11 protein-coding genes and 1 tRNA gene are annotated in these 11,556 nt (G+C 68.2%); 8 read left to right on the forward strand and 4 right to left on the reverse strand.

The features are described 5' to 3' along the window. Nucleotides 1–50 precede the first annotated feature (50 nt). Together cls and D514_RS37150 are read left to right on the forward strand one after the other, a co-directional pair. Nucleotides 51–1,511 (forward strand): cardiolipin synthase, encoded by a 1,461-nt coding sequence (gene cls / locus D514_RS37145; protein ID WP_017831494.1) that lies wholly within the window; start codon nucleotides 51–53, stop codon nucleotides 1,509–1,511. A 47-nt stretch (nucleotides 1,512–1,558) separates the two neighbouring features. Continuing rightward, complete coding sequence (locus tag D514_RS37150) at nucleotides 1,559–2,290, forward strand: hypothetical protein (protein WP_017831495.1); 732 nt, start codon at nucleotides 1,559–1,561, stop codon at nucleotides 2,288–2,290. Nucleotides 2,291–2,311: 21 nt separating this feature from the next. Here the strand turns inward: D514_RS37150 and D514_RS37155 are convergent, their stop codons facing one another. Continuing rightward, a complete protein-coding gene (locus tag D514_RS37155; RefSeq protein WP_017831496.1) occupies nucleotides 2,312–3,310 on the reverse strand; it encodes a diacylglycerol kinase family protein in 999 nt (332 codons plus the stop codon). A gap of 83 nt (nucleotides 3,311–3,393) precedes the next feature. Here D514_RS37155 and D514_RS37160 point away from each other — a divergent pair, with 83 nt between their 5' ends. Further along, nucleotides 3,394–3,924, forward strand: a complete 531-nt coding sequence (locus tag D514_RS37160; protein ID WP_017831497.1) for an RNA polymerase sigma factor — start codon at nucleotides 3,394–3,396, stop codon at nucleotides 3,922–3,924. Nucleotides 3,925–3,960: 36 nt separating this feature from the next. Here the strand turns inward: D514_RS37160 and D514_RS37165 are convergent, their stop codons facing one another. Next, on the reverse strand, nucleotides 3,961–4,341 hold the full coding sequence (locus D514_RS37165) for a nuclear transport factor 2 family protein (protein WP_017831498.1): 381 nt from the start codon (nucleotides 4,339–4,341) through the stop codon (nucleotides 3,961–3,963). Nucleotides 4,342–4,450: 109 nt separating this feature from the next. Here D514_RS37165 and serS point away from each other — a divergent pair, with 109 nt between their 5' ends. The 4 genes from serS to D514_RS37185 all read left to right on the forward strand — a co-directional run bounded on the left by serS (nucleotide 4,451) and on the right by D514_RS37185 (nucleotide 8,003). Then, complete coding sequence (gene serS / locus D514_RS37170; protein ID WP_017831499.1) at nucleotides 4,451–5,755, forward strand: serine--tRNA ligase; 1,305 nt, start codon at nucleotides 4,451–4,453, stop codon at nucleotides 5,753–5,755. Beyond that, a complete protein-coding gene (locus D514_RS37175) occupies nucleotides 5,752–6,573 on the forward strand; it encodes an HAD family hydrolase (RefSeq protein WP_017831500.1) in 822 nt (273 codons plus the stop codon). The genes serS and D514_RS37175 overlap by 4 nt, the downstream gene beginning before the upstream one ends. 42 nt (nucleotides 6,574–6,615) lie before the next feature. Further along, nucleotides 6,616–6,700, forward strand: a tRNA-Ser gene (locus D514_RS37180). Nucleotides 6,701–6,749: 49 nt separating this feature from the next. After that, nucleotides 6,750–8,003 carry an LCP family protein gene (locus D514_RS37185; RefSeq protein ID WP_017831501.1) on the forward strand — a complete coding sequence of 418 codons (1,254 nt, stop codon included), beginning with the start codon at nucleotides 6,750–6,752 and terminating at the stop codon, nucleotides 8,001–8,003. 27 nt (nucleotides 8,004–8,030) lie between these two features. Here the strand turns inward: D514_RS37185 and D514_RS37190 are convergent, their stop codons facing one another. Then, complete coding sequence (locus D514_RS37190) at nucleotides 8,031–8,615, reverse strand: TetR/AcrR family transcriptional regulator (protein WP_017831502.1); 585 nt, start codon at nucleotides 8,613–8,615, stop codon at nucleotides 8,031–8,033. A gap of 94 nt (nucleotides 8,616–8,709) precedes the next feature. Here D514_RS37190 and D514_RS37195 point away from each other — a divergent pair, with 94 nt between their 5' ends. Then, the gene (locus D514_RS37195) at nucleotides 8,710–10,995 is read left to right on the forward strand and encodes a glycoside hydrolase family 3 C-terminal domain-containing protein (protein ID WP_017831503.1); all 2,286 of its coding nucleotides are present in this window, start codon (nucleotides 8,710–8,712) and stop codon (nucleotides 10,993–10,995) included. Nucleotides 10,996–11,008: 13 nt separating this feature from the next. Here the strand turns inward: D514_RS37195 and D514_RS0119855 are convergent. Beyond that, nucleotides 11,009–11,556, reverse strand: a 548-nt coding sequence (locus D514_RS0119855; protein WP_031206473.1) for an alpha-L-rhamnosidase C-terminal domain-containing protein, incomplete at its 5' end; no start/stop codon positions are given.

The following is an 11,556-nucleotide window of genomic DNA, read 5'->3' on the forward strand; positions in this document are numbered from 1 at the left end:
GCTCTGGTGCGCAACGGCTGTGATGGTCACTGCGGTGGCAAGGGGGCGCGATGACTGCAGAGACCTGGGGATGGTGGATCGCCGCCTTCCTGCTGGTGCTCGATGTCATCATCCGTGTCACGGCGATCATCGTCATCCCTCGCAACCGCCGCCCGACGGCGGCGATGGCATGGCTGCTGGCGGTCTTCTTCATCCCGTTCGTCGGCGTCTTCCTGTTCCTCGTGATCGGCAATCCGCGTCTCCCGCGGGCACGCCGGCGCAAGCAGGACCAGATCAACGAGTACATCGCCGAGACCAGTGAGCACCTGCATTTCGGCACGCTCCGACCGAACGCCCCCGCGTGGTTCGGGCCGATCGTGCAGATGAACCAGACGCTCGGCGCCCTCCCGCTCTCTGGCGACAACGGCGCTCATCTCATCTCCGACTACCAGGAGTCGCTCGACGAGATGGCCGAGGCGATCCGCACGGCGCAGGAGTATGTGCACGTCGAGTTCTACATCCTGCAGTCGGATGCCGCGACCGACAACTTCTTCCGTGCTCTCGAAGAGGTCCGCGCGCGCGGCGTCGAGGTGCGCGTGCTGCTCGACCACTGGGCCAACCGCGGCAAGCCCCGCTACAAGCAGACCATCGCGCGGCTCAATGCGATGGGCGCGGACTGGCACCTGATGCTTCCGGTGCAGCCGCTCAAGGGAAAGATGCAGCGTCCCGATCTGCGCAATCACCGCAAGCTCCTCGTCGTCGACGGCAACATCGCCTTCCTCGGATCGCAGAACGTCACCGACTCGACCTACAACCTGAAGAAGAACATCAGGCGCGGTCTGCACTGGGTCGACCTGATGGTCCGTCTCGACGGCCCCGTGGTGCTGAGCGTGAACGCGATCTTCGTCGCCGACTGGTACAGCGAGACCGACACGGTGCTCGAGGGCATCGACATCGCCCACGCGAACATCGGCTCCGGCGACCTCGACTGCCAGGTGGTGCCGTCAGGACCGGGGTTCGAAGTCGAGAACAACCTCCGTCTCTTCCTCGCTCTGCTGTATGCGGCGAAGAAGAAGATCATGATCGTCAGCCCCTACTTCGTCCCCGATGAGGCGCTGCTGCTCGCAGTCACGGCAGCCGTCGATCGCGGGGTGCACGTCGAGCTGTTCGTCTCGGAAGAGGGCGACCAGGCGATGGTCTATCACGCCCAGCGCAGCTACTACGAGGTGCTGCTCAAGGCGGGCGTCCGCATCTGGATGTATCGCAAGCCCTACATTCTGCACACCAAGACGCTGACGATCGACGACGAGGTCGCGGTCATCGGCTCCAGCAACATGGACATGCGCTCCTTCGGCTTGAACCTCGAGGTCTCGATGCTGGTGCGCGGCGAGGAGTTCGTCGCCGAGATGCGCGAGGTCGAAGACAAGTACCGCTCCCTCAGCCGCGAGCTGACCCTGGAGGAGTGGATGCAGCAGCCGTTGCGCTCGACCGTGCTCGACAACCTCGCCCGGCTCACCTCCGCCCTCCAGTAGGCGATGCGGGCTATCCGCGCGAACTTCTCCGGGACTACCCTGTGAGCATGACCCTCGCGCTTCGTCCTCTCGCCTCCGTCATCGGTCTCGTCGCCGCTGCGCTCCTCGTCGCGGGGTGCACCGCTGGGCCGGGTGCGCAGACGCCGACAAGCTCGCCTGCCCCCAGCGCAGGCGGCGTCGACGACCAGAACGATGTCGAGGGCACGCTGCTCGATGACGGACGCATGTTCGCCGTCGTCACCTGGGGCTCTTCGACGTGTGTGCCGCAGGTCGACACGGTCGAGGCCCAGGGCCAGACCGTCACGGTCACGCTCGTGGATCCGGACGGCGATGGCACCGAGAAGGCCTGCACGGCCGACCTCGCGCCGCGCGCGAGCATCGGCGCGCTTCCCGAGGGAGTGGATCCGACCGCCGACATCACCCTCAACGTCTCCTACGGCGACATCACCGACGACGTGGACCTCGACGCCGACCCGGCCGCGACGGGGACGCCGGGCACCTCGACCGAGTACCTGCCCTCCGCCGGCTGGTTCGACGACGGCGGTCTCGTGCTGCTCACCTGGGGCTCCTCGTCCTGCCCGCCGGTCGTCGATTCGCTCGAGGGATCGGGAAACGCGGGGACGGCGACGTTCGCAACCGACGCCGACCAGGCCTGCACGATGGACATGGCGCCGCGTGCGACCATCCTCTCCTTCGGTGAGGACACGGTCGACGACGATGCTCCCTTCACGCTGACCCTCGTCGGCGGAGCTCTCGACGGAACGGTCGAGGTCCTCTGATCCCGAGGCGCCCTTCGGCTCTCAGAGGGTGTGCACCGGGTGACCCGAGGGCAGTGCCAGCAGCAGCGCTCCGGGATCAGCCCAGCAGGTGATGCGCACGGCTTCGCCGAACTCGTCGCCGTCGAGCTCGATAGGGACGGGGTCGGTTGACGCGGCTTCAGCTGCTGATCCGTGGAAGTAGTGCACCGAGGCGTTCTTGCCGCGATGCTCGAGCACGCGGCGCCCCGCGCGGAAGCGATGCAGCACGGAGTTGTCCCACCAGATCTTCCGCCATACCCCGAACCAGCCGAAGATGCCGGTCGGCTGGATGACGGCGACGTCGAGCGCGGCATCCGTGATCGACGCGTCGGGGATCAGGGAGATGCCGGCCGGAAGGGTGCCGCAGTTCGCGAAGAGCAGGCTGTATGCGCGGTGCGAGTGCAGGCGCCCCTCATCGACCTGGTAGACGGCGCGGAAGGGCTTCGCGCGCGGCAGGGAACGGGCGGCGCCATCGACGTACGCGATCCACCCCACTGATCTCTTCAGATCGGAGCGGGTGTTCGCGATCATGTCGGCATCGAGCCCCATTCCGGCCAGCACCACGAAGGCGTGCCGGGCTTCCTCGCCGTCCTGTCGTGTGAGGCGGGCCCAGCCGATGTCGATCGGATGCCGGAAGTCGCCGAGCGCTGCGCGGATCATCTCCGTCGGGTCGCCCAGGGGGAGTCCGAGATTTCGGGCGAGCAGGTTCCCGGTGCCGCTGGGCAGGATCGCCAGCGGCACACCGCTGTTCGCGATCGCTTCCGACACGGCGCGCACCGTGCCGTCGCCTCCCGCGACCAGCACGACGTCCACACCGCGCTCGAGAGCCTGCGCCGTGGCATGCTGACCCGCATCCTCCACGGTCGTCGGGTAGAAGGCCGGATGCTCCCATCCCGCCTCGCGCGAGAGGTCGCGGACACGGGCTCGAAGGTGCTTTCCGTCGACCTTGATCGGGTTGTAGACGAGCGCCGCCTGTCGCGGGACGGGGGCGCTGGTGGTCATGGCGCTACTCTAAACCGGGAAGTGCTCGGGTCTCCTCATCCGCGAGGGCGACCCTGCTCGACCGCGACGAGGGGAGCGAACGAATGCGCGATGTCTCCCATGGCGACTCGCAGGCCGTGCTCTCCGCGCTGATCGAGACCGAGCCCGACCGGCTTCGGCGGCGCAGCATCTCGCTGGGGGTGCCTGTCTCCGACGCGGAGGACGCGGCCCAGACCGCGCTCCTGCGGGCTTGGCGCTCGGTCTCGCACCTGGAGACCCCGCAACCGGGGCGCATGTGCGCCTGGCTCGATGTCATCGCCAGGAACGTCGCCATCGATCTCGCGCGGCAGCGTGCGCGGCGCCCGGAGGCCGTCCTGCAGGAAGACGTGGCGGGCGAGGGGGCGAGCGTGGAGTCCGCCGTGGAGGTCCGGGTGTTCCTCGACGGCGCGCTCGCCGCCCTGCACTCGCTCCCGGAGACGCTCCGGGAACCCTTGCTGCTCACCGTGGTCGACGGCCTCTCCACCGAGGAGGTGGCGATCCGGCTCGGAATCGAACCCGCGGCCGCACGGCAGCGCATCTCGCGTGCACGGAGAGCGTTGCGGGTGTGCCGACGCACCGGGATGGACGAGGGCTGACGGAGGCCGGGCGCAGGGCCGGGCCTCCGAGCCGCCTCAGGCCGTGCCGAAGGGGTTGTCGATCACGTAGCGCCAGCCGTGCTGGTCGTCGTGCACCGCGACGTCGGCCGTCGTGCCGGCGAGGTCGATCGCGGATCCGTCGGGACCGGTGCCGGTGATCGTCCAGTCGGCGATCGCGAGTCCGGTGCCTTCGCTCTCGAAGACGTGACGGACCGTCATCGAGATCGGCAGGTTCAGACCGAGGAACTGCTCGAGAGCCCCTCTGACGGCGTCGGTGCCCGTCACGGCCGCCCCCGGTGCGGGCACGAAGACGACGTCCGGGGTGTTCAGCGCCATCAGACCGTCGAGGTCGCGGGCGTTGAAGCGATCGGCGAAGGCGAGGTTCAGCTGGTCGAGGGAGGTGACGCGGATGCTCATGGGATTCCTTTCCACAGGTCGACGGGGTGCCGACCACTGCAGAGGAAGACGCCACCGGCCCGAGAGTGTGACATCCGGCACCTCGGAGCGTTCACCGTAGACTTGGTGGATGATCGACCTCGCACTCCTCCGCGACAATCCGGAGATCGTCCGCCGCTCGCAGGCTGCTCGTGGAAACGACCAGAGCACCGTCGACGTCGCTCTCGAGGCCGACCGATCGCGCAGGGCCGCGCTCTCCGCGTTCGAGGAGCTGCGTGCCGAGCAGAACGCCTTCGGCAAGCTCGTCGCGAAGGCTCCGAAAGAGGAGAAGGCTGCGCTGGTCGCGCAGGCGAAAGACCTCGCCGAGCGCGTCAAGCAGGCCCAGCATGCGGCGAACGAGGCCGCCGAAGCCGCGGCTGCCGCCCTGGCTCGCATCGAGAACGTGGTGATCGACGGCGTCCCGGCCGGCGGCGAAGCCGACTTCGTCGAACTGCGCCGCGTCGGTGACGTCCCGGCATTCGACTTCGAGCCGAAGGACCACCTCGAGCTCGGCGAGCTCCTCGGGGCGATCGACATGGAACGCGGCGCCAAGGTCTCCGGCGCGCGCTTCTACTTCCTGCGCGGCATCGGCGCACGCCTCGAGATCGCGCTGATGAACCTCGCCCTCGACAAGGCGCTGCAGAACGGATTCGTGCCCCTGATCACCCCGACGCTCGTGCGCCCGGAGATCATGCAGGGCACCGGTTTCCTCGGCGAGCACGCCGATGAGGTCTACCACCTCGACAAGGACGACGATCTGTACCTGGTCGGCACCAGCGAGGTCGCGCTCGCCGGGTATCACAAGGACGAGATCGTCGACCTGGCAGACGGCGCCCTCCGCTACGCCGGCTGGTCGACCTGCTATCGCCGCGAGGCCGGCTCGCACGGCAAGGACACCCGCGGCATCATCCGGGTGCACCAGTTCAACAAGCTGGAGATGTTCGTCTACACGACCGCGGAGGAGGCCGAAGCCGAGCACCTGCGCCTCGTGGCCCTGCAGGAGGAGATGCTGACCTCGCTCGGTCTCGCCTACCGCGTGATCGATGTGGCAGCGGGAGACCTCGGCTCCAGCGCCGCTCGCAAGTACGACATCGAGGCATGGGTGCCGACGCAGGGCGCCTTCCGTGAGCTCACCTCGACGTCGAACTGCACGACGTTCCAGGCGCGCCGCCTGGACGTGCGTCATCGCCCTCTCGTCGATGCGGCGGAGGGACCAGCGAAGACGCAGCACGTCGCCACGCTGAACGGCACGCTCGCCACGACACGCTGGATCGTCGCCCTGCTCGAGACGCACCAGCAGGCCGATGGATCCGTGCGCGTGCCCGAGGTCCTTCGCCCCTACCTCGGCGGCCTCGAAGTGATCCAACCCCTCGTCGGCGGGCGGGCCGCTCGATGACGGGGCCCTGGCTGGTCGGCCTCGACGTCGACGGGACCATTCTGCTGCAGGACGAGACGATGAGCCCCGGTGTTCCGGAAGCGATCGCCCGGCTTCGCGACGGTGGCCACGTGGTCACCATCGCGACCGGTCGCAGCTGGATGGCGACCCGACGATACGTCGAGGAACTCGGACTGACCGCGGACTACGTGGTGTGCTCCAACGGCGCGGTGACGATGCGCCGCTCGGGCGACGACTGGGAGCGCTGGAACGTGGAGACGTTCGATCCCACTCCGGTCCTGGGCCTGCTGCGAGAGCGTCTTCCCGAGGCCAGGTACATGGTCGAACTCGCCTCCGGGCAGCGGTTGTTCACCGAGCAGATCGATGACTGGACGCTCGACGGCGGGCGTCAGGTCGACTTCGACGAGCTCGGGGAACTCCCCGTCTCACGCATCGTCGTCGTCTCGCCCGGCCATGACGAAGACGACTTCCATCGCCTGGTGGCGGACGCCGGTCTCAACGAGGTGTCGTACGCGATCGGCTGGACGGCATGGCTGGACATCGCGCCGCAGGGCGTGGACAAGGGAACCGCTCTGGAGCAGGTGCGCACCGAGCTGGGCCTCGACGAGGGACGCATCCTCGTCGCCGGCGACGGACGCAACGACATCGGGATGTTCGGCTGGGCTCGCGCGCTCGGCGGCCGCGCCGTCGCGATGGGTCAGGCGCCCGACGTGGTGAAGGAAGCCGCCGGGGAAGTCACCGCAGACGTGGCCGACGGTGGCCTGGCGCGAGCGCTCGACACGCTTCCAGCCCCCGCCCAGGTCAGCGCAGGAGAATAGTTCTCGGCTAGACTCACGCCTGGTCGACAGAAGCGTCTGTCGGGAGGGTTGTCCGAGCGGCCGATGGAGCTGGTCTTGAAAACCAGTGGGCAGAGATGTCTCGTGGGTTCGAATCCCACACCCTCCGCATTTGAGCACGGTGCCCCCGCACCGGCGCTTAATCCGAAAGGACCCGAGTGAGCCAGAACACCCGACGCCGTCACACGATCGCGCGCCATGGTCAGCTGGGCACTCCTGGCACCGTCGGTCAGCTCTTGAAGTTCATCGCGATCGGCCTCGCCGTGGTTCTGGTGAGCGGGCTCGGCGTCGGCGCCTACGTCTTCTACGACCTCTCGAGCACCGTCTCGGCGAACGCGGTCGAGATCGAGGGCCAGGACCCGATCCCGCCGGACATCGGCGAGTACGAGGGCGGCTTCAACATGGTGCTCACCGGGGTCGACACCTGTGAAGAGAAGTACAAGGACCTCTTCGGCGAGCGATGCTCCGGAGCGGACTCCGAGGGCACGCTCAACGATGTGAACCTGCTGGTTCATGTCTCGCAGGAGCCGCGCCGGATCACGGTCGTCAGCTTCCCGCGCGACCTGATGGTCCCGATCCCGGCCTGCACCGACAAGGACGGCAACGCCACCTCCGCGATGAGCAAGCAGCCGCTCAACACCGCGTACACCGACGGCGGCCTGAACTGCGTCGTGAAGACGATCTCCGAGCTCACCGACCAGGAGATCCAGTTCGCGGCCGGCGTCACCTTCGGTGGTGTGATCGAGATCACCAACGCGATCGGCGGCGTCGACGTCTGTCTCGCCAACCCGATCAAGGACCGCTACACGGGCCTCGACATGGCCGCAGGAACCCACACGATCGAGGGGCTGCAGGCCCTGCAGTTCCTGCGCACGCGTCACGGAGTCGGCGACGGGAGCGACCTGGGCCGCATCGGGAACCAGCAGCAGTACATGTCGAGCCTCGCCCGCAAGATGATCAGCGGTGACGTGCTCGGCAACGTCCCCGTCATGCTGAAGCTCGCGAACACCGCGATCCAGAACCTGGAGCCGAGCGAGTCCCTCACGAACCCGATGACGCTGGTCCAGATCGCTCTCGCGGTCAAGTCGGTCCCGTTCGAGGACATCGTCTTCGTGCAGTACCCGAACGGCACGGACTCGGCCAACCCGAACAAGGTCGTCCCCAACTACACCGCCGCCTCGGCGCTCTGGGAGGCGCTCGCGGCGAACGCGCAGCTGCAGATCACGCATGAGAACAACAAGAACGACGGCGTGGTCGTGCAGGAGCCGACGGCACCCGTCGAGGAGCCGGCGACCGACCCCGCGGCGACTCCGGATCCGGCAGCGACCCCCGACAATGTCGTGGCTCTGCCCGATTCGATCAAGGGCAACTCCGCCGCGCAGCAGACCTGCTCCAACGGCAACGTCCGCTGAGTCCGGGCCGCGACATGCGGCGACCGTCTAGTCGGCGGTGGGCGGCGCGGGCGGATGGAGTGCGTCGATGAGGGCGCTCATGATGCCGGGCATGTCGACGCTCGGGTCGATCATCCACTGCAGCTGAAGACCGTCGGATGCTGCCTGGATCACGCGAGCGAGTGTGTCGGGATCGAGGGCGGAGCGCCGCTCTTCGGCGCCGAAGCTGTCGGCGATCGATTCGCGCAGGCGGGCGCTGCGGTCGAGGAAGTACTCGTGGGCCGGGTGATCGGGGTCGGCGGCGTCGACCGAGAGGCGTGAGAACAGGGCGACCAGCCCCGGGACCTCGGTGTTGTGGCGGATCACCTCGATGAACCCGGTCCGCGCCTCGGCGTCGCTGAGGCCTGAAGGATCGAGGCCGTCGTGCTCGTCGCGCTTTCGAAGGACTTCGGTGAAGAGCTCTTCCTTCGAACCGAAGTAGTGCAGCAGAGCGGCGGGGGTGACTCCGACGACCTCGGCGATCTCCTTGAGCGAGGCGTTCTGATACCCCTTGCGCCCGATCACGTCGAGGGCGCTCTCCAGGATCTCCTCGCGTCGCGCCACGCCCTTCGCGTACGAACCTCGTCGTGCCATACCCCGACCCTAATCCTGAATGTCGTTTGATATCTAATACTGAAGGGCATATGGTTTTCGCAAGGACATCGACGTCGTGCGCGAAAGGGACACAATGACCGAGAACTCGGCTTCCGACCTCACCCTCGAGGAGAAGGCTTCGCTCACCAGCGGCGCAGACTTCTGGACCACGAAGGCCATCGACCGCGTGGGCATCCCGTCGGTGATGATGACCGACGGTCCGCACGGCCTGCGCAAGCAGTCCGGCAGCACCGACCACCTCGGTCTCGCCAGCAGCGTCCCCGCCACCTGCTTCCCGCCTGCCGTCGGCATCGGCTCGTCCTTCGATCCGGAGATCATCGAACGGGTGGGCGCCGCGATCGGGATGGAGGCCGCGATCGAGAACGTGGCCGTCGTGCTCGGCCCCGGCATCAACATCAAGCGCTCACCGCTGTGCGGACGCAACTTCGAGTACTTCTCGGAGGACCCGATCGTGTCCGGCATCCTCGGCGCAGCGTCGGTCCGTGGCATCCAGTCGAAGGGCGTCGGCACCTCGCTCAAGCACTTCGCGGCCAACAACCAGGAGTTCGACCGCATGCGCGCGAGCTCGGATGTGGACCCGCGCCCGCTGCGCGAGATCTACCTGCGCGGATTCGAGCGGGTCGTGAAGGACGCGGCACCCTGGACCGTCATGTGCTCGTACAACAAGCTCAACGGGGTCTGGACCTCGGAGGACCCGTGGCTGCTCACCAGCGTGCTGCGCGACGACTGGGGCTTCGACGGCCTCGTGGTCTCGGACTGGGGAGCCGTGAACGATCGCGTCGTCGGCGTCGCGGCAGGGCTCGACCTGGAGATGCCGGCCTCGGGTGGACGGACCGATGCGCAGCTCGTCGCGGCCGTTCGTGCGGGAACCCTCCCCGAAAGCGTGCTCGACACCGCTGCCGCTCGTGCCATCGACCTCGTGCGCAAAGCGGGGGAGCGTCCGGCCGTCGCAGGACCGCTCGACGTCGACGCGCACCACGCGCTCGCACGGGAAGCCGCCGGTCGCTCGATCGTGCTGCTGAAGAACGACGGCGCACTGCTTCCGCTCGCCGCAGACCAGAAGATCGCCGTGATCGGTGCCTTCGCGACCGAACCGCGTTTCCAGGGCGCCGGCTCGTCGCTGATCAACCCCACCCGCGTGGACAACGCACTCGACGAGCTGCGTGTCGTCGGCGGCGAGAACGTCAGCTACGCCGCGGGCTTCGCGGTCGAAAGCGGAGCCGTTGCGGCATCCGGTCGCACCGCGGAGGAGCTGCGGGCCGAGGCCGTCGGCGTCGCCCGGACGGCGGACGTGGCGGTGCTGTTGCTCGGTCTGCCGGCTGCGGAGGAGTCGGAGGGCTTCGACCGCGACCACATCGACCTGCCTGCCGAGCAGCTGGCCGTGCTCGATGCCGTGCTCGAGGTCAACCCGCGCGTCGTGGTCGTCCTCTCCAACGGCGGGGTCGTGGCACTGCCCTTCGCCGACCGCGTGCCCGCGATCATCGAGAGCTGGCTGCTGGGCCAGGCCGGTGGCGGCGCCGTCGCCGATGTGCTCTACGGTGCGGTGAACCCCTCGGGCAAGCTCACCGAGACGGTGCCCGTGCGGCTCGAGGACAACCCGTCCTTCGGTAACTTCCCCGGCGAGTTCGGACACGTGCGCTACGGAGAGGGCCTGCTGGTCGGTTACCGCTGGTATGACGCGAAGGGTCTCGACGTGACCTTCCCGTTCGGCCATGGACTCTCCTACACGACGTTCGAGTACACCGGTGCGACGGCCGAGGTCGGAGCGGACGGCGGTATCGTCGTACGCCTCGACGTCACCAATTCCGGCGACCGCGATGGCCGCGAGGTCGTGCAGGTCTACGTCGCACCGACGACCTCGATCGTGCAGCGCGCGCCCCGCGAGCTCAAGGCGTTCTCCTCGGTCGCCCTCGCCGCGGGTGAGACCCGCTCCGTCGAGCTCGTCGTGCGGCGTGAGGACCTCGCGTACTGGGACATCCGCGTCGACCGCTGGGTCGTCGAGGGTGGCGAGTACACCGTCGAGGTGGCCGCCTCCAGCCGCGACATCCGCTCCCGTGTCTCGGTCGAGATCTCGGGTGACGCGGTGCACCAGGAGCTGACCATGAACTCCTCCGTCGGGGACCTGATGACGCACCCGATCGCCGGAGCCATCGTGCAGCAGGCGCTCGGCGGCCTGATGGGCGGGCTCGGCGGCGATGCGGCCGCGGCATCGATGATGCCGAACGATGAGGCGATGCAGAAGATGATGGCGTCCTTCCCGATCGGACGCCTCGCCGGATTCCCCGGGCTCCCCGTCGACTTCGAGCAGATCGAGCAGCTGATCGCGGCGGCGAATGCGGGCGGTTCCACGGCGGGTTGAGCCGCGACCGCCGTCACGGACGCAGGGGCACGGCGCGCGCGTGCGCGCCGTGCCCGAGCTCCTCACGGGCCGCGCCGGGCAGATCGAGCTCGGCGGTGGCACCGACCGGCACCACGACCTCGACCCGCAGCTCATCCTGCTCGACATGCCAGGAGATCGAGGTCTCGCCGTAGGGCGTGCGCTGCGTCGCCGACGCGTGCGTCAGACCGCCGCCGAGCCGCGGGGCGAAGCGGATGCGACGATAGCCGGGTTCCGCCGCGGCGAGTCCGGCCACGCTGCGGTGCAGCCAGTCGGCGACCGCTCCCAGCGCGTAGTGGTTGAACGACGTCATGGTTCCGGGGTTCACGGTCCCATCCGGCAGCATCGCGTCCCATCGCTCCCAGACGGTGGTCGCGCCCTGCACGACCTGATAGAGCCACGACGGGCACTCCTGCTCGAGAAGCAGATCGTAGGCGGCATCGGTGTGTCCGGTCATGGTGAGCGCGTCGCACACGAGCGGCGTGCCCACGAATCCGGTCGCGATGCGGTTGCCGGCGGCGCGCACGAGATCGGCGAGGCGGG

It is taken from the genome of Microbacterium sp. UCD-TDU, assembly GCF_000340625.1.
Classification (GTDB): domain Bacteria; phylum Actinomycetota; class Actinomycetes; order Actinomycetales; family Microbacteriaceae; genus Microbacterium; species Microbacterium maritypicum.